The sequence below is a fragment of the Actinomyces oris genome, from assembly GCF_001937665.1.
Classification (GTDB): Bacteria; Actinomycetota; Actinomycetes; order Actinomycetales; family Actinomycetaceae; genus Actinomyces; species Actinomyces stomatis.
This window is the reverse complement of the sequence record NZ_MSKL01000025.1, coordinates 105701-128882: the sequence shown is the minus strand read 5'-3', so window position 1 is coordinate 128882 and position 23182 is coordinate 105701. Positions and strand designations below refer to the sequence as shown.

Annotated in this window: 19 protein-coding genes; 10 read left to right on the top strand and 9 right to left on the bottom strand. The window is 69.6% G+C overall.

Translation table 11 applies throughout. From position 1 onward, the window contains the following. Window positions 1-12 precede the first annotated feature (12 nt). The 10 genes from BKH28_RS09965 to BKH28_RS09920 all read left to right on the top strand — a co-directional run bounded on the left by BKH28_RS09965 (window position 13) and on the right by BKH28_RS09920 (window position 12888). On the top strand, window positions 13-666 hold the full coding sequence (locus BKH28_RS09965; protein WP_075418657.1) for an MptD family putative ECF transporter S component: 654 nt from the start codon (window positions 13-15) through the stop codon (window positions 664-666). A gap of 2 nt (window positions 667-668) precedes the next feature. Further along, a complete protein-coding gene (locus BKH28_RS09960) occupies window positions 669-1481 on the top strand; it encodes an energy-coupling factor transporter transmembrane component T (RefSeq protein WP_075418656.1) in 813 nt (270 codons plus the stop codon). Next, window positions 1478-2953, top strand: coding sequence for an ABC transporter ATP-binding protein (locus BKH28_RS09955; RefSeq protein ID WP_075418735.1), 1476 nt, complete (start codon window positions 1478-1480; stop codon window positions 2951-2953). Before BKH28_RS09960 ends, BKH28_RS09955 begins: the two co-directional genes overlap by 4 nt. A gap of 155 nt (window positions 2954-3108) precedes the next feature. After that, window positions 3109-3744, top strand: coding sequence for an ECF transporter S component (locus BKH28_RS09950; protein WP_050998558.1), 636 nt, complete (start codon window positions 3109-3111; stop codon window positions 3742-3744). 70 nt (window positions 3745-3814) lie between these two features. Next, complete coding sequence (locus BKH28_RS09945) at window positions 3815-6226, top strand: ATP-binding cassette domain-containing protein (RefSeq protein ID WP_075418655.1); 2412 nt, start codon at window positions 3815-3817, stop codon at window positions 6224-6226. A 49-nt stretch (window positions 6227-6275) separates the two neighbouring features. Further along, complete coding sequence (locus BKH28_RS09940; protein WP_430515701.1) at window positions 6276-8141, top strand: ABC transporter ATP-binding protein; 1866 nt, start codon at window positions 6276-6278, stop codon at window positions 8139-8141. Between the two features lie 2 nt (window positions 8142-8143). Next, a complete protein-coding gene (locus BKH28_RS09935; RefSeq protein WP_075418654.1) occupies window positions 8144-9883 on the top strand; it encodes an ABC transporter ATP-binding protein in 1740 nt (579 codons plus the stop codon). Between the two features lie 213 nt (window positions 9884-10096). Then, window positions 10097-11050: an ABC transporter ATP-binding protein gene (locus tag BKH28_RS09930; RefSeq protein WP_075418653.1), complete on the top strand. Its 954-nt coding sequence runs from the start codon at window positions 10097-10099 to the stop codon at window positions 11048-11050. A gap of 118 nt (window positions 11051-11168) precedes the next feature. After that, on the top strand, window positions 11169-11978 hold the full coding sequence (locus BKH28_RS09925) for an ABC transporter permease (RefSeq protein WP_075418652.1): 810 nt from the start codon (window positions 11169-11171) through the stop codon (window positions 11976-11978). A 106-nt stretch (window positions 11979-12084) separates the two neighbouring features. Then, entirely contained in the window at window positions 12085-12888 is an 804-nt protein-coding gene (locus tag BKH28_RS09920; protein WP_075418651.1) for a TetR/AcrR family transcriptional regulator, read from the top strand. 99 nt (window positions 12889-12987) lie between these two features. Here the strand turns inward: BKH28_RS09920 and BKH28_RS09915 are convergent, their stop codons facing one another. From BKH28_RS09915 to BKH28_RS09875, 9 genes are all read right to left on the bottom strand, one after another. Beyond that, window positions 12988-13674, bottom strand: a complete 687-nt coding sequence (locus BKH28_RS09915) for a sirohydrochlorin chelatase (protein WP_075418650.1) — start codon at window positions 13672-13674, stop codon at window positions 12988-12990. Further along, window positions 13671-14711 carry a sulfite exporter TauE/SafE family protein gene (locus BKH28_RS09910; RefSeq protein WP_075418649.1) on the bottom strand — a complete coding sequence of 347 codons (1041 nt, stop codon included), beginning with the start codon at window positions 14709-14711 and terminating at the stop codon, window positions 13671-13673. Before BKH28_RS09910 ends, BKH28_RS09915 begins: the two co-directional genes overlap by 4 nt. Window positions 14712-14753: 42 nt before the next feature. Next, entirely contained in the window at window positions 14754-15554 is an 801-nt protein-coding gene (gene cobA, locus BKH28_RS09905) for a uroporphyrinogen-III C-methyltransferase (protein ID WP_075418648.1), read from the bottom strand. Between the two features lie 3 nt (window positions 15555-15557). Continuing rightward, window positions 15558-16916: a sulfate adenylyltransferase subunit 1 gene (locus tag BKH28_RS09900; protein ID WP_075418647.1), complete on the bottom strand. Its 1359-nt coding sequence runs from the start codon at window positions 16914-16916 to the stop codon at window positions 15558-15560. Then, window positions 16916-17920, bottom strand: a complete 1005-nt coding sequence (cysD, locus tag BKH28_RS09895; RefSeq protein ID WP_075418646.1) for a sulfate adenylyltransferase subunit CysD — start codon at window positions 17918-17920, stop codon at window positions 16916-16918. The genes BKH28_RS09900 and cysD overlap by 1 nt, the downstream gene beginning before the upstream one ends. Continuing rightward, complete coding sequence (locus tag BKH28_RS09890) at window positions 17917-18708, bottom strand: phosphoadenylyl-sulfate reductase (protein ID WP_075418645.1); 792 nt, start codon at window positions 18706-18708, stop codon at window positions 17917-17919. Before BKH28_RS09890 ends, cysD begins: the two co-directional genes overlap by 4 nt. Continuing rightward, window positions 18705-20408, bottom strand: coding sequence for a nitrite/sulfite reductase (locus BKH28_RS09885; protein WP_075418644.1), 1704 nt, complete (start codon window positions 20406-20408; stop codon window positions 18705-18707). Before BKH28_RS09885 ends, BKH28_RS09890 begins: the two co-directional genes overlap by 4 nt. 454 nt (window positions 20409-20862) lie before the next feature. Then, window positions 20863-21687, bottom strand: a complete 825-nt coding sequence (gene proC / locus BKH28_RS09880; RefSeq protein ID WP_075418643.1) for a pyrroline-5-carboxylate reductase — start codon at window positions 21685-21687, stop codon at window positions 20863-20865. Window positions 21688-21775: 88 nt separating this feature from the next. Further along, the gene (locus BKH28_RS09875) at window positions 21776-23143 is read right to left on the bottom strand and encodes a Na+/H+ antiporter family protein (RefSeq protein WP_075418642.1); all 1368 of its coding nucleotides are present in this window, start codon (window positions 23141-23143) and stop codon (window positions 21776-21778) included. Between the last annotated feature and the right edge of the window lie 39 nt (window positions 23144-23182).

Here is a 23182-nt window from a genome sequence, read left to right as displayed (position 1 = left end):
AGAGGATCCGGTATGGCCGGCACAGCCAGTTCAGTCAGGTCAGCAGCGACCAACCCCGCCAGTGGCAACGGTGGTGCCCGGGCGGCGAACATCGCCTCGCCGCGCAACCTCATCAACGTGGGAGTCTTCACCGCCCTGTACTTCATCGCTCTGTTCGCCTCCGGGATGCTCGGGGCGATCCACCCGATCATGATCTTCATCGGCGGGATCATTGGCATCATTGTCGAGGCGATCATCTGCATGCTCTACGTGGCCCGGACCCGGGCCTTCGGCGCCTACGCCATCCTGGGGCTCATCATCGGCATCCTCATGGTCGCCACCGGACACGCCTGGGTCACACCCCTGGTCGCAACCGTCCTGGGACTCGCCGCCGACGCCATCACCCGCGCCGGTGGATACGCCAGAACCGCCACCAACGCCCTGGGATTCGCCGTCTTCTCCATGTGGGCCATCAGCCCGATCCTCCCGGTGATATGGGCCTCGGACGCCTACTTCGCCGACATCCGCGAGTCCATGGGGGACACGTACGCCAGAGACCTCCAGTCGCTGATCAGTATGAAGTTCCTTCTTGGGTGGATACTCGTCATCGCACTCGTGGCCGGTGCCAGCGCTCTGCTGGGAATGAAGGTGCTGCGCAAGCACTTCGAGCGCGCAGGCGTCGCCTGAGCATGCGGCGCTCACAGATCTCGATGTCCCCGGCCGGCCCGGCGGCGCCGGGCCCGCAGAGCCGCTCGCTCCTCGACGCCCCGTTCGGGGCGCGCCCCCGCTCCGGCGTCGGCGCTATTGCCCGTGTTCGCGCCGATCCGCGCAGCAAGTTCCTGCTGCTCCTGGTGTGCAACGTGCTGGTGATGGGGGTTGCCCCCACCGGCGCTGTCGGACTCATCGCGGTCCTGGTGGGGATGCTCATCGCCCTGGACGAGCCGGTGCGCGTCCTCATGAGCTACTGCGCCATCACCGCGATGTTCTGGGGGCTGACTCAGCTGCCTCAGTGGTGGCCGAGCGGGCTCGCGGTGTTCCTCGGGGTCGTCGCCTACTGGCTGCTGCGCTTCGCCATCTCACTGTCTTTGGGGGCGTGGTTCGTCACCACCACCCGTGTGAGCACCCTGTTGGCGGCCCTCAACCAGCTGCGCGCGCCGCGGTTCCTCACCATTCCGCTGGCGGTGCTCTTCCGGTTCGTGCCGGTGGCCCTCGATGAGGCCAGGGGCGTCATCGAGGCCATGCGGCTGCGCGGCTACAGCGGCTCCTACCTGTGGCGCCACCCGCTTCAGTGCATTGAGAAGCTCGTAGTGCCCGTCCTGGCCGCCTCGGCCCGCAGCGCCGACGACCTCTCGGCCGCGGCTCTCATCAGGGGGCTAGGAGGCGGCGGCCGCCCCACCGTCGTCGATCGTCTGCGCTTCGGGAGTGCCGACGCCGTGCTCCTCGCACTGAGCGCCGCCATGGTGGCTCTCGCGCTGCTTCCCGTCCCGGGGGCGTGGTGGTGACCCCGCTTGATGAGACGAGGCTGGGCATCAGAGGCGTCTCCTACGCCTATCCCACCGGCCAGCAGGTGCTCGACGGTGTCGATCTGGATGTCGCCCCCGGAAGCCTCACCCTCGTGTGCGGGGCCTCGGGGTCGGGCAAGTCCACGATCCTGCGGCTGCTCAACGGCCTCATCCCGCACTTCCACGACGGCGAGCTCACCGGTCGGGTCCTCGTCGGGGACGAGGAGGTCTGCGACACCCCGATCGAGCGCTCCGGCCTGCGCACCGCCACGGTCTTCCAGAATCCCGCCTCCCAATTCTTCACGACCACCGTGGCTGACGAACTCGCCTTCGCGCCCCAGAACTACCAGGTCCCCGCGCCGGAGATCCGGCGACGTCGCAACGAGGCCCTGGAGACGCTGGGCATCACCGACCTGGCCGACAGGGAGCTGCGCGGCCTATCCGGCGGCCAGACCCAGAAGGTCGCCTGCGCCCAGGCCCTGGCCCAGCAGACCCCCGTCATCCTCCTGGACGAGCCCACCTCCAACCTGGACCCGCGGGCGATCGACGACGTGCGCGCCGCCATCGAACGGCTCAAACAGGCCGGCCGGACCCTCGTGGTGGCCGAGCACCGCATCTACTTCCTGCGCGGCCTCGTCGACGAGGCCGTCATCATGGGGCGGGGACGCGTCCTGCACCGGATGGGCGGAGAGGAGCTGTGGCGGATCGAGGACGAGCGGCGCAGGCGGCTGGGCCTGCGCACCCTGGAGCGGCCCCGCCTGGCTACGAGCCCCGAGCCCGTCGCAGCCCGGACCGGCCACGCGGATAGGACGGCCGACGACGTCGTGAGCAGCGGCGTCGAGCATCCCTCCCGCGCGGCCGGTGGCGCGCTATGGGCTGAGCCCAACGAGACTTCCGGAGGTCTGCAGGAGGGCGGTCTGCGCATCGAGAACCTGAAGGTCGAGCGCGGCGGCCGCCTCATTCTCGACATTCCCGAGCTCTTCTTTCCCGCAGGTGCGATCACCGGCGTCATGGGTGCCAACGGGATCGGCAAAACAACCCTGGCGCGAGCCGTCTGCGGTCTGCAACGCGCCCGCAGGGGCGTGCGCATCTCCCTGGACGGCAAGGAGCTCGCCACCGGGCAGGCCTTCCTCGTCATGCAGGACGTCCACCGCCAGCTCTTCGCCGAGTCGGTCTCCCAGGAGGCCGGCCTTCCGCAGCTCAAGCGCCTCGACCTGGCCGACCTGGCCGACCGTCACCCGCTTTCGCTCAGCGGCGGGCAGAAGCAGCGCCTCGTCATCGCCACCGCGATCGACCAGGACGCCCGCGTCCTCATCCTGGATGAGCCCACCTCCGGTGTCGACCACCGACATCTCGTGGCCATCGCCGCTGAGCTGCGGGACCTGGCGCGCGAGGGGCGCGTCGTCATCGTCATCAGCCACGACATCGAGTTCCTCAACGAGTGCACCGACCACGTCATCGAGATCGAATGACATCTAGGTAGATAATGATAATGATTTGCAAACATGACGATATCCGAGTAGACGTGAGGCCGTCGCGCTGACGCGCCTGAGGCGGTGCGTCCCCGGTGCTCCGGCACGGCGTCGGACTGTTCACCGTGACCTGCGAGAACACACGAGGAGAAGACATGAGTCCCACCAACCGCACAGCGACATCGACTGGGCAGGAGCGGCCCACCGTGCGCACGTCGTCACGCTCGGGCCTGGCCGACTCAGCGCTCGGAACCCGTCACCTCATGACGATCGCCGCTCTGGCCGTGGTCTCGATGATCCTCCTGGTGCCCCTGAACTACCTGGCCCCGGCGGCGGGAGCCTCCCGAGACGCAGTTCTCCTGGGCTGCGCGATCATGGGACTGTGGCTCGTTCCCTTCCTGCTGCCCGCCACCGTCGTGCGCCGCCCCGGCGCCGTGATGATCGCGGCCCTTCTCATGGGGATCATGAGTGTCTTCACCACTCCGACGGGTCCCGCCGCCATCGTCGGCACCCTCATCGGCGGAGCCTTCGTCGAGGCGCCCCTCGCCCTCATGCTCTACCGGAAGTGGACCTGGTGGTCCTTCCTGATCTCGGCGACGACCTTCGGCCTGCTCAACGGCATCATGTACGTCTCCGTCATGAGCGCCTCGGCGGGCATCGCCTCGGCAAGTGCCGGCGTCATCATCGCCGTGGTCTCGGCACTTGTCGGTGGTGCCATCACCATCGTCCTGACCCGGCTGCTCAACCGCGCCGGCGTCGGCATCGACCACCGCGCGACCGGCCGTGCCTGATTCAGCGCTCGCCGTGTCCGACGCGCCGGCGGTGGAACAGCCGCATGGCGGGCCGGAAGGATCGGCCCTGGTGAGGATCGAGGGGCTCAGTGTCCACTACCTCGGACGCGAGAGCTGGGTTCTGGACTCGGTGAGCCTCACCCACCTGCGCGGTCGGGTCACAGCCGTCATCGGTCCGTCGGGCTGCGGCAAGACCACGCTGGTGCGTGCCCTGTGCGGTCTCATCCCGCACTGCCTGCCCTCGGAGTACTCCGGCAGCCTGAGCCTGGACGGCACCGAGGTCGCAGATGCCACTGTCCAGACCCTGGCCGAGACCGTCGCCTACGTCGGTCAGAGCCCCGACGCCGCTGTCGTCACCCGCACCGTCCACGACGACGTCGCCTTCCCCCTGCAGAATCTCTGCCTACCCCGCAGTGAGATCACCTCGCGGGTCCACGAGGCCCTGCGCGGGGCGGGCCTGATCGAACGCATCTGGGACGACCCCTGGACGCTCTCAGGCGGACAGCGTCAGCGGCTCGCCGTCGCCGTCGCCCTGGCCATGCACCCCCGGCTCCTCGTCCTCGACGAGCCCACCAGCACCATCGATACCACCGGCCGCGAGGAGTTCTACGACCTCATCTCCTCTCTGACAGCCTCCGGCACGGCGGTCGTCGTCATCGACCACGACCTCGACCCGGTGCTACCCATCGTCGACCAGGTCCTGGCTCTCGACACCGTCGGAGGCATCATCGCCGTCGGCACCCCGCGTGAGGTCTTCATGGGGCACCGCGGTGAGCTGACCGACGCCGGCGTATGGATGCCCCGGGCGCTGCGCGACGTCGAGGGTGGCCTGCCCGCGAGCTCTTCCGCACCTGAGGCACCACTGACCTGCGCCGAAGCCGGAATCCGAGTGCCGCGGCTCGCTGATCTGTGTGCGGACGTCGAGGTGCGCTACCTGGAGAAACAGATGCAGGACTCCGCTGAGAGCTGGCAGCAGGTTGAGTCCATCGACACCCGCGACGCGCTCGCCGGCCGCACCCGGCCGGAGCCCAGAACCAGTGTCGAGCTGGTCGACCTCGAGGTACCGGGGCGCTCGCCCAGCGTGTCCATGCGACTGGGTGGCGGAGAGCTCGTGGGGCTGGTCGGCCCCAACGGCGCGGGCAAGTCCTCGATCCTGTCCGCCCTGGCCGGTCTCGTGCGCTCCACCGCACGCAAGGCGGTGGTCGGTGGCCGGGACGTCGGCAAGGGAAGGCACCTGGTCGGATACGTCTTCCAGAACCCCGAGCACCAGTTCGTGGCCACCACCGTCGGAGCCGAGCTCGCCGTCGGAGGGACCTCGCAGGCGAGGGTCGACCAGCTCCTTGAGCAGTTCCACCTGACCGCCCACCGGGACCACCATCCCCTGATCCTCTCGGGCGGCCAGGCCCGGAGGCTGTCGGTGGCCACCATGGTCAGCGAGGAGCGCGACGTCGTCGTCCTGGACGAGCCCACCTACGGGCAGGACTGGGACAACACCCGCGAGCTCATGGACTTCATCGACCAGCTGCGCCATCAGGGGCGCACGGTCATCATGGCCACACACGACCTCGAGCTCGCCCTGGAGCACTGCACCCACATCATCGCCCTGCCGGGACCGACGTCGCGAACCCGAACGGTTCCAGCCTCGGTGCAGGAGGTCGCCGCCGCCGACGACGTGGATGAGCCGGCGGAGGCGTCCGGCACCGGAGCAGCGGACTCGTGCACCGGTCTGCCCGAGCCCGCCCCGGTGCCGCCCCGGCCCCAGCCACGGCGAGGCCTGTTCACCTCGCTCAACCCCCTCACCCTCTTCGCGTCGGTCCTGCCGGTCATGGTGATGGTCTTCGCTCTGCGCAACCATCACCTCAACCTGGGCGTCCTACTGGCCTCCTCGGTCCTGGTCATCGCCGCGCGCGCCTCCCTGCGACGCACCATGGCCTCGGTGATCGCCCCTTGGGCGGTCACTGCGCTCATGATCTGGATCCTCAGCAGCGGAAGCCACCACCAGGAGACCGCTGCGCGCCTCTACGACCTGGGTGACGCGGTGACAGGAGGGACCGGCATCGGTGCGCTCGTCGCACTCGTCCTCGTCTCCGGCGTCTCCACCGACCCCGAGGCCCTCATCCGGACCCTGACCACCACCTTCCACATGCCCTACCGACTGGGGGCGGCAGGCACCGCGGCCATCGCCTTCATCACCCGCTTCCAAGACGACTTCGTGCTCCTGCGCACCGCCAGGGCGCTGCGCGGAGTCGGTGACCGCTGGGGGCCGCTCGCCCCCGTGGTCCGCTGGATCGGATCAATCCTGCCGCTGATGATCCTGGCCATCCAGCACGCCGAGCGCGTCGCCCTGTCCATGGACTCACGTGCCTTCGGTGCCCACCGACGGCGTACCGAGATGACTGACGAGCCCTGGAGAGCACGAGACTGGGGAGTCGTCGTTCTCACCTGGGCGCTGGTCGCCTTCACCTGGAACACCCTCCGCTGAGGAGAGAACTATGCCCGACCAACCGACTCACCAGACAACTCACCAGGCAATGAAACGCTTCACCGAGGAGCCGGCCGACCACTCCGGGCAGGCCGGCGGCTCCGTGCGTCCCGGCGTCACCGTAGGCGAGCTCATCCGGCCGGCGCGCCCGGCCATGATCGTCACCGGGCTGCTGACCGCCGTCGGAGCGCTGATGTCCATCGTCCCCTTCGAGGCCCTGCGCAACATGGCGGCCATATGGCTGGGCGAGACCTCCCCCGAGGGCTGGCGCGGCAGTCTGTGGATCTGGGCGGCCATCGCCGTCGGGGCGCTCTTCGCCTCCCAGGCCCTCTACCTGGCCGGCCTCGGGATCACCCACCTGGCCGAGGCCCGGCTGCGACACCACCTGCGTGAGCGGGTCGTCGACGCCATCAGCAGCCTGCCCCTGGGGCGGGTGGCACAGATCCCGCACGGCACCATCCGCAAGATGGTCTGCGACGACACCACCTCCATCCACACCCTCGTCGCCCACGTCCCCGGGGACGCCACCAACGCCGTCGTCATGGCGGCGGCGGGGACGGCCTATCTGCTGTGGACCGACTGGCGCCTGGCCTGCGCACTGGTGGGGCTGTGGGTACTCGCGCTGGGAGCGATGCTCCTGACCCTGTCCGGCCTGTCGGGCATCACCGAGCGCTTCGGCGCCGCTCAGACCGCGCTGGCCGCCGCGACCGTCGAGATGCTCGAGGGCATCAAGGAGATCAAGGGCTTCCAGGCCACCGACGCCTCCCGCACCCGCTTCAGCCGGGCGCGCACCGAGTTCTCCGGCCTGTCGTACGAGTGGGTGAGCAGGTCCGGGAAGGCCATCAGTGCCATGACCGCGGTCCTACGGCCCTCCACGGTCTTCGCCACGGTCGCGGTCCTGGCCGTCCTGTTCACCTCCCAGGGGTGGACACCGCTGTCAGCGACCCTGCCGTTCTTCCTGGTGGCCCTCGGGCTCCCGGAAGGGCTCATGACCCTCATCGGCCTCATGCAGCACATGTACGAGTCCAGGATGGCCGCCCAGGCCACCGCCGACCTGCTCTCCCTGCCGCCGATGCCCGAGGGAACCCGTAACGACGGTGAGGGGCCCGCCCCCGGGCGCGTCGACGTCGAGGACGTCACCTTCTCCTACGAGGCCGGCTCCCCGGTCCTGCACGGCGTGTCCTTCACCGCCGAGCCGGGAACCGTGACAGCGCTCGTCGGCCCCTCCGGTGGTGGCAAGTCGACCCTGGCCCGCCTCATCGCCCGCTTCCACGACGTCGACGACGGCGCCGTACGCATCAGCGGCGTCGACGTGCGCGACGCGACTTTCCCCTGGCTGCTCTCTCGCGTGGCGATCGTGCTGCAGGACGTGGCCCTAGCCCACGACTCCGTCCACGACAACATCGCCCTGGGACGTCCCGACGCCACCCGGGAGCAGGTCGAGACGGCCGCCCGGGCGGCCTGCATCCACGAGCGCATCACACGTCTGCCCCACGGCTACGACACGATCCTGGGTGATACGGGCGGGTTCCTCTCCGGAGGGGAGCGTCAGCGCGTCACCCTGGCGCGCGCCTACCTCCAGGACGCCCCCGTCCTCGTCCTGGACGAGGCCACCGCCCAGGCCGACCCGGCCTCCGAGCGCGACATCCACCAGGCCCTGTCCCGGCTGGCGGCCGGGCGGACCGTCATCATCATCGCCCACCGCCTGTCCACGATCCGCGACGCCGACCAGATCCTCGTCGTCGACGCCGGACACATCACCGAGCGCGGCACGCACGAGGAGCTGCTGGCTGCAGACGGCCGCTACGCCGCCATGTGGAGCAGCCAGGACCTGAGCGAGGCGACCGACGCCGCGGCGTTGACCGCCCAGGTCGAACAGCTCGGAGCCGAGGCGGCCGGGCAGGAGGAGAAGTAGCCATGTGGAAGCTGCTGATGAGAGTCGTCAACGCCGCCGAGATGCGGACCATCACCGCCTGGTTCGTCGCCTCCGCCGTCCTTCAGGGCCTCACCCTGGCCCTCATGATCCCCTTCCTGCGCGCCCTCTACTCCCGCTCGGAGTCCCTGACCGCCTGGCTGATCGCAGTCGTGCTCACGGGGGTGATCACCGCCGCAGTGGACACCACCGCCATGCACCGCTCCTACCGGGTCAGTGTCTTCGAGGTCTGCGACACGATGATCGACCGCATCGCCGATCACGTCCTGACCCTGCCCCTGGGCTGGTTCAGCGCCGAGCGGGAGGCCGCGGTCGTCAACGCCACCTCCAAGGAGGTCAACACCCTCTCCCACCTGGCCTCCATGGTGATCCCCAACCTGTGCAACGCCTTCATCGTCCCGCTGGTCATGCTGGCGGCCACCGCCGTCGTCGAGTGGCCCCTGGCGATCATCATGGCCGCCACCATCGTCCCGCTGGTCCTCGTGTGGCGGCTCATGGAAGATGCCACCACTTGCGCCAACGAGATGGAGGACCGCACCTCGAGCGCCGCGGCCGGACGCCTCGTGGAGTTCGCCCGGCTCCAGCCCGTGCTGCGCGCCACCGGTGTCACCAAGACGGGCTGGGCGCCGGTGCGAGCCGCCCTGGAGGCCGACTCCGCCTCCACCCTGGACGGCTTACGGGTCAAAGGCAGACCCGGGCAGTACTTCAACCTCATCGTCAACATCGCCTTCGCCCTGGTCATGGCGGCTGGACTGTCACGTGTGAGCGGGCACAGGCTCGACGTCGTCGGATACCTCGCGATCATGGCCGTTACCGCGCGCACGCTCCTGCCACTGACCAAGGCCGCCATGTACGGCTCCGAGGCCGACAACGCGAAGGTCGCCCTGCGGGCCGTGGGGGACATCCTCGACGCGCGTCCCCTGCCCGACCCCGAGCCCGGTCAGGAGATCGAGCCCCGGGGAACCACGATCACCCTGAACGACGTCTCCTTCTCCTACGACGCCGGCCGCCCCGTCCTGGCGGGAGTCTCCCTGAGCGCACCACAGGGAAGAGTGACCGCCCTGGTGGGCCCGTCAGGGGCGGGCAAGTCCACGATCCTGCGCCTGGCGGCCCGGTTCTGGGACGTCGACGACGGGACCGTCACCATCGGCGGCGCACCGGTTCGCTCCATGCGCGCCTCGACGATCATGGGCATGACCTCCATGGTCTTCCAGGACGTCTACCTGTTCGACACCACGATCCGCGAGAACCTGCGCATCGCCCGACCTGAGGCCACCGACGCCGAGCTGGCCGACGCCGCCCGACGCGCCCGCCTGGACCGCGTCATCGAGGCGCTGCCGCACGGGTGGGACACGCAGGTCGGTCCCGGCGGGCTGAGCCTGTCCGGTGGGGAGCGCCAGCGCGTCGCCATTGCTCGGGCCTTCGTCAAGGACGCACCCATCCTGCTGCTCGACGAGATCACCTCGGCCCTGGACGGGGAGAACGAGTCCGCCATCACCGAGGTGGTGCGCGAGCTCTCCGAGGGCCGCACCGTCATCGTGGTGGCCCACCGCCTGTCCACCGTCCGCCAGGCCGACGAGGTCGTGTTCCTCGAACCGACCGAGGCCGGTGCCCGCGTGGCCCAGCGTGGTACGCCCCAGGAGCTGGCGGCCGTTCCCGGCCCCTTCCGCGAGTTCATCGAGGCATCCACGACCTCCTCGCGCTGGCACATCCGTCAGGGGTGAGGCGGGGCCGCTTCAGGTCAGACGACATGGTGGGCAGACGCTGTCCCGTACCGGTTGGTATGGGACAGTGTTTCTGTTGTTATGAGAACCCTCAGAGCCCTGTGAAACCTTCTGGTAATACTGAGTGGTATGTTAGATACCAACCGGTACGGATCGGTCTGGTGGTCGATCAGGTGCTCGGTTCCAGGTAGTTGAACGAAAGGAGGGGGCTTCATGGCCGACGTACTAGCCATTGAGGACCTTCACAAGCACTTCGGAAGTGGGCCGCACGCGGTGAGAGCCAACGCCGGCGTCACTATGCGGGTGGGTGCCGGCGAGGTGGTCGGGCTCCTCGGGCACAACGGCGCGGGCAAGACCACGCTGGTCAACCAGGTGGTGGGGCTGCTGTGTCCGACCTCCGGGAGCATCAGGCTCGACGGGGTTGACGCCGTCGCCAACCCCGCTCTCGCCCGTCGCCTCACCAATGTCCAGGCGCAGGCCAATGTGCCCATCACCGGGCTCACGCCCCTGACGGCGATCGACCTCGTGGGGCGTATACGAGGAGGGCGTCCACGTCAGACGCGCAGGCGCGCCGAAGAGCTGATCGACGCCCTCGACCTGGGGGAGTGGGCCAGGACTCCCGCGCAGAAGATCTCCGGTGGAGTTGCCCGTCTGACTGCCTTCGCCATGTGCGCCGTCGTCCCCGGGCGCCTGGTCATCCTCGATGAGCCCACCAATGATGTCGACCCGGTACGCCGGCGCCTGCTGTGGGACCAGATCCGTCTTCTGGCCGAGGCCGGGGCGGCGGTCCTCCTGGTGACCCACAACGTGCGGGAGGCCGAGCGGGCAGTCGACCGGCTCACCATTCTGGACCACGGCCACGTCATCGCCGAGGGAACCCCCGCGGCACTCGTGGCCGGCCACGGATCTCCCTTCGTCCTGGAGGTCAGCCGGATTCCTGGCCGGCGGATCGAGCCTCCCGCGGGAACGAGCCTGACGCAGCACGACGCCGTGCGCGCATCCGTGGCGGTGGACTCTCAGCGTACGACCCAGGCCGTGGAGTGGGCCGCTCAAGCCCTCAAGGACGGAGCAATCGAGCGCTACGAGCTGGCACCGATCTCACTGGAGGACGTCTACGTCGATCTCACCGGGAGTACGGGAGAGGAGGTGCGCCGTCATGCCGCCTGAACCGTGTGAATCCGTGGGAGTCCCGGCCCGTCCCGATGATTCGCGTCATCCCCGCGCTGCTACGTAGGCGCGGTGCGACTCCAGTCCCCAGAGAAACATGAAACGTAAGGAGAATCCAATGCCTGCTCCAACCAGTGCCACTGCTGAAGCGGCCCCGGCTAGTGAGACTGTTCTCGAGGTCGCGTCCCAGAAGACTTCGCTCTGGCGTCAGCTCGGCCTGCTCATCCAGTGGCAGTTCCGTCGCAGCCTGCCCGTGCTTCCTCTCTTCATCATCGTCCAGACGCTGCTGTCCGTCTCAATGGTCCTGGGATACGGGCTCATTGCGGGCCACCCAGGCCGCGAGGCGAGCCTCTACCTGGCCGGCGGCGGCCCGGCGATCGCGCTCATCTCGCTGGGCCTCATCATGACGCCTCAGTGGGTCTCCCAGTCCCGCACTGAGGGCAGCCTGGACTGGATGCGCACCCTGCCCGTCCCCAGGGTCGCCTTCCTCCTGGCAGACCTCGCGATCTGGACCGCTCTCGCACTGCCCGGCCTGGTTGTGGGCGTCCTCGTGGCCAACGCCCGCTTCGACGTCGACCTCGCCCCGCAGTGGTGGCTGGTGCCCGGCGCCGTACTGGTCGCTCTGACAGCGGCCTGCATCGGATACGCCATCGCCACGCTCCTGGCTCCGGCCCTGGCTCAGATCCTCTCCCAGGTACTTGCTTTCGGCATCATGCTGTTCTCGCCCGTCAGCTTCCCCGCCGACAGGCTCCCCGACTGGGCCCAGGAGATCCACCGCTGGTTGCCCTTCGAGCCCATGGCTCAGGTGGTGCGTGCGGGACTGTTCTCCGACGACGCCAGCATGCCCGCCCGTTCCTGGGGCCTCCTGGGCGGATGGTGCCTGGTGGCCGTCGCCGGAGCGTCATGGGCCCTGGGAAGGCGGCCTTGAGTCGGCCGGGATGCCCGAATGGTTGGAGCCCGGTGGGGGAAGTGACGAACGTGGAGGGGGAAGTGCCGTGAACCCCTTTCTGAGGGGCCTCCTCTACAGTGGGGGCATGACCGCCAGGAGCTCTGCCCGTGGGCCGAACAGTGACAGTGATGACTCCGGGGCCTCCGCCTCTGATGACATCAGGGAGGCGACGCGCGCCCTCAATGAGGCGATCACCGCCTTCTCCCGTGCAGTGGGGGCGGCCGGTCAGGGAGCGCGCCGGAGCAGTGAGAGTGCGGTAGCGGCCTCCCTGGACCTCGCCTCCCGGAAGCTGGCCTCCGCCTCTACTGCAGTCAGCGGCGCCGCCCCGGGTCGGGGCGGTGGACGCCGTCGGAGCGAGGAGACCAGGGCGCGGATTCTTGCTGCTGCCAGGGAGGTCTTCGCTGCCAAGGGCTACGAGGGGGCGTCTGTCAGTGACATCGCCTCGGCGGCTGGATTCACCAAGGGCGCCTTCTACTCCTCCTTCCCCTCCAAGGAGGCCCTGTTCCTGGAGGTCGTCACCTGTGGTGAGGAGAGCTCGGATGAGGCCGCTCGGGAGATGGCGAGCCCCGAGCAGTGGGGCGAGCAGCTCCAGGAGCTTCCCATGGAGGATGTTGTCCTGCACCTGGAGACCTGGCTCTACGCGATTCGTCATGAGGACTCCCGGGACCGGCTGGCCGGAAGCTGGCGCCGCTGGTTGAGAGAGACCTCCCTCCTGGTGGCCCGTTCCCATGGACGCCGCGAGCCGAGCCAGCAGGATGAGGAGACGGCCTTCGGGCTCCTGGCGGTGGGCATCTTCGGCCGCGTGAGCGCCGCAGCCACCACCTCGCAGGAGGTCGAACCCATCGTTCAGCGCCTGTCCGAGCGGCTCCTTAAGGATGGCCGTGACTGATATGCCTCTCCGCCGAGAGCGGCATGTTTCGCGTAAAGACACGGACAACGGTTGTCTTCCGCGAACAGTGTCCTTCTCGATGGAGGAAGGGGCTCGCGGTCAGGCGACCTGCTCCCGGTAGCGGTGGACCACCAGCTCAGCGACCGCCGGGTGGTCGCCGATGGGAGCGGCCACGACATCGGCGCCCGTGGAGTGCAGGGTCCGGTGGAAACGCCCTTCCGCCAGCAGGTAGGTGGCCACACCCACCCGCCTGGCACCCTGGGCTCGGGCCGAGCTCACCGCGTCACGGACGCAGGGGCGTGCAGCCGAGAGGTAGGCGGGCGTTACCTTGCGCCCCAGACGTGCCTCGAGCAAGTGGGTGATGGCCTCGACCTCCTCCAGCGCCGCCGCCTGACGCGACCCGGCCGCCCCTAGGACAACATGGTCGAGCCCTGGGAGCCCGCCCAGGGGCGCGGAGGCCTCCTGGAGCCGCTGCGCGACGGCCTCCACCAGGTGCTCTTCGATGCCCAGGTGCCCGGTGACCGTCCCCGATCCGTGCCGGTCCACCACAGCCGGTACGTCATTGAGGACGTGATGGCCGCGGGCCAGGAAGAAGGGCAGCACCACCGGATTCACCAGCCCCTCCAGCGCCGTGGTCGGGTCCGGGGGCTGGAGCTCGATGTAGCCGGTGCGCACCTCCACCTCCGGCAGGATCGTGCGGACGCGCTCGGCGGTGCGGGACAGGACTGAGGACGGCCCGGGCCGGCGCGAGCCATGGGCCAGCAGTACCAGAGGACGAGTACTCATACCGGCTCCACCACCAGATCTGCACTCGTGCGAGAACGAACCGGGTCGACCGGCCTCGGCCCGATGGGCTCACCGGAGGTGAGAGGCTCGTCCGGTACAGCGGCAGGTGCGTGGCCGCGCTGATGAGTGGATCGGACCTCCTCAAGCGCCTGATCGGTCTCCTCGCGAACATCCTTGGCACTGGCCTGCGCCTTGCGGATCGCCAGGGTCAGGAAGGCCGCCCACACCACCCCGAGCGTGCCGTACAACAGGAACCCGGTTCGGGCCGAGGCCTCGGCCCAGGACAGCAGGACCCGCAGGTTCGTGGCCAGGATCAGTCCGCCGACTGCGGTACCCAGCACCGCTCCGGGCAGACGGGAGACCAGCCAGGCGGAGATCGGTGCAGCCACCAGTCCACCGGCCAGCAGGGTCAGGACGATCCTAAGGCTGATGCCGGCGGTGCCCAGTCCGGTGAGGAAACCGGCCGAGGCCGCCACCGTCACCAGGAACTCCGAGGCCCCCACTGAGCCGACCACGGTGCGCGGCGCCGTGCGACCGCCCGTGAGCAGCGTTGTCGTCACCACCGGTCCCCAGCCGCCACCGCCGGTGGCGTCAACGAAACCGCCCACCATCCCAAGGGGAACCAGGAGCCGTCTGCCGTGCGGGGAGCGCCTGCTGCCGGAGCCTCGGGGCGGGCGCAGGGAGAAGCGCCCCAGGACATAGGCCCCCAGCAGGATCAGCAGGCTCGCCGTCACCGGGGTCGCCGCTCGGGTCGACAGGTGAGCCAGGACCGTCGCTCCGCCGAAGGCCCCCACCGCGCCGGGCAGCCCCAGCCGGACCACCAGGCGAGGGTCGGTATTGCCCAGCCGCCAGTGGGAGGCCCCCGAGGCCAGGGTCGTGCCGATCTCAGCCAGGTGCACCGAGGCCGAGGCCAGTGCCGGGCTCAGACCGGCCAGAAGCAGCAGGGAGGACGAGGTCATGCCGTACCCCATCCCGAGAGAGCCGTCGACCAGCTGAGCGGCCAGGCCGACGAGGGCGAGAAGAACAAGCTTGCGCATCAGTGACTCCGGGACATTCGGTCTACATGCGCCGAGGCGGGCTCAGGCGGCGGGGCTCGCCGGCCGGGCCTCCTCAACGACTCGGTCAGCCCAGTACGGGCTCAGAGTGACGACGTCGCCGATGACGATGACCGCGGGGGCGGTCACGCCATACCGGGCGGCGACGTCGGCCAGACATCGCAGCTCGGTGGTGGTCACGCGCTGGTCGGGGAGGTAACCGCGTTCGATGATCGCTGCCGGAGTGGCCGCATCGCTGCCGGCCTCCAGCAGGGAGACGACCGAGTCCCGCAGTCGGGAGACCCCCATGAGCAGGATGAGGGTGTGATCGCGGCGCTGGGGGAGCACCCCGAGATCCGCATGAGCCGTGATGACCGAGAAGCCGCGCGACAGGCCCCGGTGGGTCACGGGGATCCCGGCCGCCGCGGGCACGGCGATGGCACTGGTGATCCCCGGGACGACCTCGACGGCGACACCGGCCGCGCGACAGGCGGCCGCCTCCTCCCCGCCGCGCCCGAGCACGTAGGGGTCGCCGCCCTTGAGACGGACCACCCCCTTGCCGCGGTGGGCCAGGTCGACCAGGAGCGCATCGATCTCCTCCTGGCTCAAGACGTGCCGGCCGCGCCGCTTGGAGGCGTCGATGACCTCGGTTCTGGGGTCAAGGTCCTCCAGGAGGTCCCGGGGCGCCAGCGCGTCAACGACGACCACGTCCGCCTGGCCCAACAGCTCCAGGCCGCGAGCGGTGATGAGGCCGCTGCTGCCCGGGCCACCGCCCACCAGCGCCACCCAGCCGCCCGTTGAGCCGGTGGAGCCAGCGGGTGCATGGGGGGAAAGTTCGCGAGCCATGCCTCAGCCCCTGCCTGAGGAGGCGGTCGCAGCGGGGTCGGAGCTGCCTGAGCCCGCCAGCTGCACCATGCCCGCGCCGAGCGTGCCGCCCTCGTGGGCGTCGATGAGGAGGAAGGCTCCGTCGGACCGGGAGACCGAGTAGTCGGCCAACGGCACCGGTGAGGCCAGGCGCAGACGCACCAGGCCGATGTCGTTGAGCTCAAGGGCGTCCGCCGGAACCGTGGTCAGGTCGTCCAGGTCGAGGCGGCCCTCAATGGTGCCCACGATCGCCTGGACCGTCTGAGCGCCGTGCTTGAGCAGCACTCGCGCCCGGGGACGCAGGGGCTGCTCGCTCAGCCAGGACACGCGGGCGGCGACCTCGGTGAGCACCTGGGGCGCGTCGCCCGCCGCGGCCAGGGTGTCACCGCGGGCGACGTCGACGTCATCGGTCAGACGCACCGTCACCGACTGGCCCTCGACGGCCTCATCCAGGCTGCGCTCGCCCAGGTCAATGCCGGCCACGTGCGAGCGCCTGCCCGAGGGCAGGACCACCACGGGGTCGCCGACGCGCACCGTGCCCGAGGTGATCTGCCCGGCGTAGCCGCGGTAGTCGCGCAGCTCGGGCGCCGGCGCCGCCCCCTGAGGGCGGACGACCAGCTGGACCGGGAGGCGGAAGGCGCCCTCATCGCGGGCGGTGGGCAGGGACTCCAGGAGCCCCAGCAGGGTCGGCCCCACGTAGAAGGGAGTGCTGGACGAGGCCTCGACGATGTTGTCGCCCAGGAGCGCGGAGGTCGGCAGGACATGGATCTCGGCCACGCCCAGCTCCGCGGCCACGGCGCGGATATCGGCCTCGATGGCCGCGTAGACCTCGGCGGAGAAGTCCACCAGGTCGATCTTGTTGACCGCGACGATGACGTGCGGGACCCGCAGGAGGGCGGCGACCGCCAGGTGGCGGCGCGTCTGCTCCAGGACCCCGTTGCGGGCGTCCACCAGCAGCACGACGACGTCGGCCGTGGAGCAGCCGGTGACCGTGTTGCGGGTGTACTGCACGTGTCCGGGGCAGTCGGCCAGGATGAAGGAGCGCTGCGGGGTGGCGAAGTAGCGGTAGGCGACGTCGATCGTGATGCCCTGCTCCCGCTCGGCCCGCAGACCGTCGGTCAGCAGCGCGAGGTCGGCACTGGTCAGGCCCCTGTCCAGGCTGACCTGCTCGACGGCGGCCAGCTGGTCCCGCAGGACGGACTTGGAGTCGAACAGCAGGCGGCCCACGAGCGTGGACTTGCCGTCGTCGACGCTGCCGGCCGTGGCCAGTCGCAGCAGCGAGCCGGTGGTGGCGGCGCGTGCCTCGGCCTCGGCGGGGATATCGGTGAGGGTGGGGGTGCTCATCAGAAGTAGCCCTCCTTCTTGCGGTCCTCCATGGCCGCCTCGCTCAGGCGGTCATCGGCGCGGGTGGCTCCCCGCTCGGTCAGGGTGGAGGCGGCGACCTCCAGGACGATGTCGCGGTTGGTGGCGGCGTCGGACTCGACGGCGCCGGTGCAGGACATGTCGCCCACGGTGCGGTAGCGCACGGTGCGGGTGACCACCTGCTCGCCGTCGCGCAGCCGGTTGACGCCGCCGGCCGCCAGCCACATCCCGTCACGCAGGAAGACCTCGCGCTCATGGGCGTAGTAGAGGTCGGGCAGGGCGATGTCCTCGCGCTCGATGTAGCGCCACACGTCGAGCTCGGTCCAGTTACTCAGGGGGAAGACCCGCACGTGCTCCCCGGGGCGGTGGCGGGGATTGAGCAGGTTCCACAGCTCGGGGCGCTGGTTGCGCGGGTCCCACTGGCCGAACTCGTCGCGCAGGGAGACGATGCGCTCCTTGGCCCGGGCCTTCTCCTCGTCGCGGCGTCCGCCGCCGAAGACACCGTCGAAGCCGCCCTCCTCGATGGCGTCGAGAAGCGGGATCGTCTGAAGCGGGTTGCGGGTGCCGTCGGTGCGCTCACGCAGACGACCGTCGTCGATGTAGTCCTGGACGCGGGCCACCACGAGCCGCAGACCGAGGTCCTTGACCGTCTTGTCACGGTAGGCCAGCACCTCGGGGAAGTTGTGGCCGGTGTCCACGTGCAGGACGGGGAAGGGGATCGGAGCGGGCCAGAAGGCCTTGCGCGCCAGGTGCAGCATGACCACGGAGTCCTTGCCTCCGGAGAACAGCAGCACGGGGCGGCGGCACTCGGCGGAGATCTCCCGGATGACGAGGATGGCCTCGGCCTCCAGGACGTCAAGAATGTCCAGGGTCTCAGTGGTGGCGGGCGCCTGGGAAGGGGCGGTGAGACCGGCCGGTTCGAGCTCCGGCGCCTGGGCGGGGGAGGTGGCTGGGGCCGGACGGGGGTGGGTCAAGGTGATGCTCATAGGTGGATTCCGCATTCTGTCTTGGTGAATCCGGCCCAGCGGCCGGAACGGGGGTCGTCTCCGGGTCTGACTCGCGCCGTGCACGGGGCGCAGCCGATCGAGGGGTATCCGTCGTAGAGGAGGGGGTTGATGAGTACGCCGTGCTGGTCGGCGTAGCCGGTCAGGTCCTCCATGCTCCAGGCGGCCAGGGGGTTGATCTTGACGATCTCGTGGGTGGCGTCCCATCCGATCAGCGGCGTGCGGGTGCGGGTGGGGGCGTCCTCGCGTCGCACGCCGGTGGCCCATGCCTCGTAGCCGCTCAGGGCCCGGGCCAGCGGCTCGACCTTGCGCAGACGGCAGCAGGCGGCCGGGTCCCGTGACCACAGGTCCGGCCCGTAACGCTCGTCCTGCTCGGCCACGCTCAGCTCGGGAGTCACGTCGACGACGGTGACGTCCATGGTGGCGGCCACCGCGTCGCGGGTGCCCACGGTCTCCGTGAAGTGGTACCCGGTGTCCAGGAAGAGGACGTCGACGCCGGGCAGGACCCGGGAGACCACGTGCGGCAGGACGGCGTCGGCCATGGAGCAGGCCACGGCCAGCGTGTCGGGGAAGTTCTGGGCCGCCCACTGGGCGACGTCGAGGGCCGGGGCGTCGTCACCGAGCTCGCGCGCGCCGGCCTCGGCCAGTGCGCGCAGCTCCTCGGCGGACCGCAGCGGGGCCCGGCCGGCGCCCCGTGACCTCGAGGCGGCAGGAGCACGTTGCGGCAGGCCCAGGGGCCCCCGGGCACTTTCGGCGATCACGGCGTTCACTGCAGGGCCTCCTCATCGGCTCGGTGCGCCCACTGGGCGAAGGTCTCCTCGGGGAGGCGCTGGTCCAGGTAGCGGCGCACCAGGCGCTCGACGTAGTCAGTCAGGCCGGAGGCGGGAACCTTGAGGCCCCGGACCGTGCGACCCAGGCCGGCCTCTGCGCGTCCGTCGGCGGCCAGGCCGCCGCCCAGGTGAACCTGGAAGCCGGGCATCTGCTCGCCGTCGACCGTGATGATCTGGCCCTTGAGACCGATGTCCGCGATCTGGATGCGGGCGCAGGAGTTCGGGCAGCCGTTGACGGTCAGGGTGATGCGTCGCTCGAGGTCGGTGTCCGCCAGGCGCGCGTCGAGCTCGGCCGAAACTCGCGCCGCCAGCTTCTTGGTCTCCACGATCGCGAACTTGCAGAACTCCAGCCCGGTGCAGGCCAGGGTCGAGCGGGTGAAGGCGCCCGGGTCGGGGTCGAGCCCCAGCTCCCGCAGGCCTGCGACGGCGTCATCGACTCTGTCAGCCGGCACGTCCAGGAGCAGCAGGTTCTGCAGCGGGGTCGTGCGCACCCGGTCCGAGCCGACCCGCTCAGCCAGGTCGGCCAGGCCCAGCAGGACGTCACCGCTCAACCGACCGACGGGCGGCTTGGCCCCCACCCAGAAGCGGCCGTCCTTCTGCTCGTGGACGCCGATGTGGTCGGAGTCCCCACTCGGCTCCTCAGGTGCCGGGCCATCGGGTAGGGCACGCCCCAGGTAGTCGTCCTGGAGGACCTGGCGGAACCTCTCCGGCCCCCACTCGGCCATGAGGAACTTCAACCGGGCCTTGTTGCGCAGGCGCCGGTAGCCGTAGTCGCGGAAGATGCGGATGACGCCGTACCAGACGTCGAGGGCATCCTCCGGGGTGACGAAGGCCCCCAGCCGCTGGCCCAGACGTGGGGCGGTTGACAGGGCACCGGCCACCCACAGGTCATAGCCGGGACCGAGCTCGGGGTGGTTGACGCCGACGAAGGAGATGTCGTTGATCTCGTGGAGGATGTCGAGGCTGGGGGAGCCGGTGATGGCCGTCTTGAACTTGCGGGGCAGATTGGCCAGCTCGGGGTCGCCCAGGTAGGTGTCCTTGATGGCACGGGCCAGCGGGGTCGGATCGATGATCTCGTCCTTGGCGACGCCGGCCACCGGCGAGACCAGGAAGCCCCGGGGCGTGTCCCCGCAGCCCTCGATCGTGGTCAGCCCCACCGACTCCAGGCGCTGCCACATCTCGGGCACGCTCTCGATCTCCACCCAGTGGAGCTGGATGTTCTGGCGGTCGGTGATGTCGGCGGTGCCGCGGGCGAAGTCGTTGGAGACTGAGCCCAGTACCCGCAGCTGCTCGCGGCTCAGGCTTCCGCCGTCCAGACGCACCCGTTGCAGGAAGTAGCGGTCGGAGAGCTCGGAGGCCTCCAGCTGGGCGGTGCGGCCGCCGTCGATTCCCTGCTTGCGCTGGGTGTACAGACCCCACCAGCGGAAACGGCCGTTGAGGTCATCGGGCGCGATGGTCTCGTAGCCGCCGGGGCCGTAGATGCGCATGATCCGGTCGCGCACCGCCAGCGGTGCCCTGTCCTGCTTGAAGGCCTCGTTGTCATTGAGCGGCTTGCGCCCGTCGAGGGCCCACTGGCCGTTCGACCGGGCCTTGCGCGGAGGGCGCACGGTGCGGGCGGGTGGCGTGACGGTGGTGGTCATTGCTCCTCCATGACGGTGGTGTGTCATTGGCGCGTGAGGAGCGTCCGGGGTCGGCCTGGTGTGCTGCTGCGTGCAGAGCCTGCAGGGCCGTTCGGTTGGCGTCAGCCGTCTCAACGGGGCCTTCCGGACGCTTCATTGCGCCGGATACCTCGTTGCGGGGTGAAATCCCCGTGGTGTCAGGCGCTGGTCAGGCCCGACAACACATGACCGCATGGGCACGCAGAACGTCAGCGGGATAAGCACCGCTGAGAAGAACTGCGTGAGGGAAGGTCATGGCCAGAACATTAACCATGCATTTACCTGGCGACAAGCAAGAATGATCTGTGCTTCGAGTCACGGTAGAGCCGTTGAGGGGCGCTTTATCCAGTCAGGACGGGGAAAAGGTCGCACTGCCGCACACTGCCCCCGTGGTGGCGTGCGGCAGTGGTGTGGGTCCTTGGGCCTGCGCCTGCGCTCAGGTGCCCAGCTCGCGATCCCGCTCGGCGATGGCCTCGAAGGCGCGCACGACGGCGTCGGAGAAACCGGCCCGCTCCAGGGCCACCATGCCCGCCACCGACGTGCCGCCGGGGGAGCAGACCGCGTCGATGAGATCGGCCGGGGTGCGGCCGTTGCCTCCCTCGGCGGTGCGCTGAGCCTCGGTCTGCACGGTGCGGGCGGTCCCCAGCACCGCCTGAGCCACGATCTGGACGGCCAGGGCCTTGGGGATGCCGCCCATGACGCCGGCGCGCGCCAGGGCATCGATGAAGGCGCACACCAGGGCGGGGGAGGAGCCCGCCAGGCCGATGAAGGAGGAGAAGTCCCTCTCCTCCAGGATCACGGTGCCACCGATGGTCTCCATGAGGGTGCGCACTGTCTCCAGGTCCTGAGTGCTCGCACTGCTCCCCGGCGCCAGTGCCGTCATCGACTCGCCCACGGCGGCGGCCATGTTCGGCATGGTGCGCACCACCCGGGTCCCGTCGGGCAGCATCGACTCCAGACGCTCCAGGGTCAGGCCGGCCGCGATGGAGACCACCAGGGGCCTGCTGCTGGCGATGGCCTCCGACAGCCGGGGCAGGACGTCGGGGATGACGTAGGGCTTGAGCCCCAGGATGAGGATGTCGCTGCGTGAGACCAGCTCGGCGGCGTCGGCCACGTGGACAGCCCCGACCTGCCCGGCCAGGCGCTCGGCGGAGCCGTGCTTGCTGGTCAGGAGCAGGTGTCCGGCCGGTGTTCCCGCGGCCACGGCCCCTCGCACAATGGCGCTGACCATGTTGCCGGCGCCGATGAACCCGATACGCATGAAGGCCTCCTGCTCGTCTGCGACGTGAGGCCATCACCGTACCGCGACGCCGCACCGGGCGGTGCGACTTCCGGGGTGCCGGTGGTCTTCAGAGCACCATGGCGGCGATCCAGCCGGCGATGAGCAGGGGGATGTTGAAGTGCAGGAAGGTCGGGATGACCGAGTCGCGCATGTGGTCGTGCTGCCCGTCGGCGTTGAGTCCGGCCGTCGGCCCCAGCGTGGAGTCCGACGCCGGTGAGCCGGCATCCCCCAGGGCTCCGGCGGTCCCGATGAGGGAGACCGTGGCGACTGGGGAGAAGCCCAGGGAGACGCACAGCGGCACATAGATCGCCGAGATGATCGGCAGGGTGGAGAAGGACGAGCCGATGCCCATCGTCACGATGAGGCCCACGAGCAGCATGACGAAGGCGGCGGCGGGCCTGGAGCCCGCGAACAGGGAGGTCGCCGACTTCACCAGCGGCTCGATCTGCTTGGTCTCCTTCAGGACGGCGGCGAAGCCCTGCGCCGTGATCATGATGAGCCCGATGAGGGCCATCATCCGCATGCCGCCGGTGAAGACGTCGTCGGCCTCGGCGATGGTGACGACCCGGGTGGCCATGAACAGCAGCAGACCCGTGAGCGCCCCGACCAGGAGCGGGTCGGCCTCGGACTCCGTCCAGGTCAGGAAGGTCTGGACCATGAAGCAGGCGACGACGGCGACCAGCGCGATCGCCACCTTGTGGCGGTCGATCTCGACCGGGCCGGAGACATCTTCGCCCGAGCCGGTGCCGTTGCCGGTGTCGATCCGGTAGGCGCGGGGCTTGCGATAGGTGACGAACACGGCGATGAGCAGCCCCGAGACCATGCCCAGCGCCGGGATCCCCATGGCGTGGGTGGCTGAGATCTGGGAGACGTCCAGGCCCGCCTCCTTGATGTTGGCGTAGAGGATGTCGTGGAGGAAGACCCGTCCGAATCCCAGGGGCAGGAACATGTAGGTGGTGACCAGCCCGAAGGTGATGGCGCAGGTCACGGCGCGGCGGTCCAGCTGCAGGCGGCTCATGACGATGAGCAGTGGCGGAACCACGAGAGGAATGAAGGCGATGTGAACCGGGATGAGGTTCTGACTCATGACTGCCATGGCCGTGAGCCCGCCCAGCACCAGCATGGTGGTGGTGCGTACGGCCTTACGGGAGGCGGACTCGTCCTTGTTCTCGATTCTGCCGATGAGCCAGTTCGCCAGCAGTTGGGGCAGGCCCGAGTGCGCCACCGCCATGGCGAAGGCCCCCAGCAGCGCGTAGGACAGGGCGATCTTGGCCCCGGCGGCCAGCCCGTTCTGGAAGGCGACCATGGTGTGGCTGATGCCCAGGCCGGCGCTCAGCCCGCCTGCGAGTGCGCCGACGAACAGGGACAGGACCACGTGGACGCGCAGCATCGCCAGGATGAGCATGACCAGGACGGCGAGGATGACGGCGTTCATAGGGGGCCTTCCGGTGGGGCCGACTGTGCTGGGCTTCGC

Excerpts from the sequence above, each read along its gene's own strand:
- BKH28_RS09965 (WP_075418657.1), top strand. The coding sequence starts at position 13 with ATGGCCGGCACAGCCAGTTCAGTCAGGTCAGCAGCGACCAACCCCGCC.
- BKH28_RS09960 (WP_075418656.1), top strand. The coding sequence starts at position 669 with ATGCGGCGCTCACAGATCTCGATGTCCCCGGCCGGCCCGGCGGCGCCG.
- BKH28_RS09950 (WP_050998558.1), top strand. The coding sequence starts at position 3,109 with ATGAGTCCCACCAACCGCACAGCGACATCGACTGGGCAGGAGCGGCCC.
- BKH28_RS09940 (WP_430515701.1), top strand. The coding sequence starts at position 6,276 with ATGAAACGCTTCACCGAGGAGCCGGCCGACCACTCCGGGCAGGCCGGC.
- BKH28_RS09935 (WP_075418654.1), top strand. The coding sequence starts at position 8,144 with ATGTGGAAGCTGCTGATGAGAGTCGTCAACGCCGCCGAGATGCGGACC.
- BKH28_RS09930 (WP_075418653.1), top strand. The coding sequence starts at position 10,097 with ATGGCCGACGTACTAGCCATTGAGGACCTTCACAAGCACTTCGGAAGT.
- BKH28_RS09925 (WP_075418652.1), top strand. The coding sequence starts at position 11,169 with ATGCCTGCTCCAACCAGTGCCACTGCTGAAGCGGCCCCGGCTAGTGAG.
- BKH28_RS09920 (WP_075418651.1), top strand. The coding sequence starts at position 12,085 with ATGACCGCCAGGAGCTCTGCCCGTGGGCCGAACAGTGACAGTGATGAC.
- BKH28_RS09915 (WP_075418650.1), bottom strand. The coding sequence starts at position 13,674 with ATGAGTACTCGTCCTCTGGTACTGCTGGCCCATGGCTCGCGCCGGCCC.
- BKH28_RS09910 (WP_075418649.1), bottom strand. The coding sequence starts at position 14,711 with ATGCGCAAGCTTGTTCTTCTCGCCCTCGTCGGCCTGGCCGCTCAGCTG.
- cobA (WP_075418648.1), bottom strand. The coding sequence starts at position 15,554 with ATGGCTCGCGAACTTTCCCCCCATGCACCCGCTGGCTCCACCGGCTCA.
- BKH28_RS09900 (WP_075418647.1), bottom strand. The coding sequence starts at position 16,916 with ATGAGCACCCCCACCCTCACCGATATCCCCGCCGAGGCCGAGGCACGC.
- cysD (WP_075418646.1), bottom strand. The coding sequence starts at position 17,920 with ATGAGCATCACCTTGACCCACCCCCGTCCGGCCCCAGCCACCTCCCCC.
- BKH28_RS09885 (WP_075418644.1), bottom strand. The coding sequence starts at position 20,408 with ATGACCACCACCGTCACGCCACCCGCCCGCACCGTGCGCCCTCCGCGC.
- proC (WP_075418643.1), bottom strand. The coding sequence starts at position 21,687 with ATGCGTATCGGGTTCATCGGCGCCGGCAACATGGTCAGCGCCATTGTG.
- BKH28_RS09875 (WP_075418642.1), bottom strand. The coding sequence starts at position 23,143 with ATGAACGCCGTCATCCTCGCCGTCCTGGTCATGCTCATCCTGGCGATG.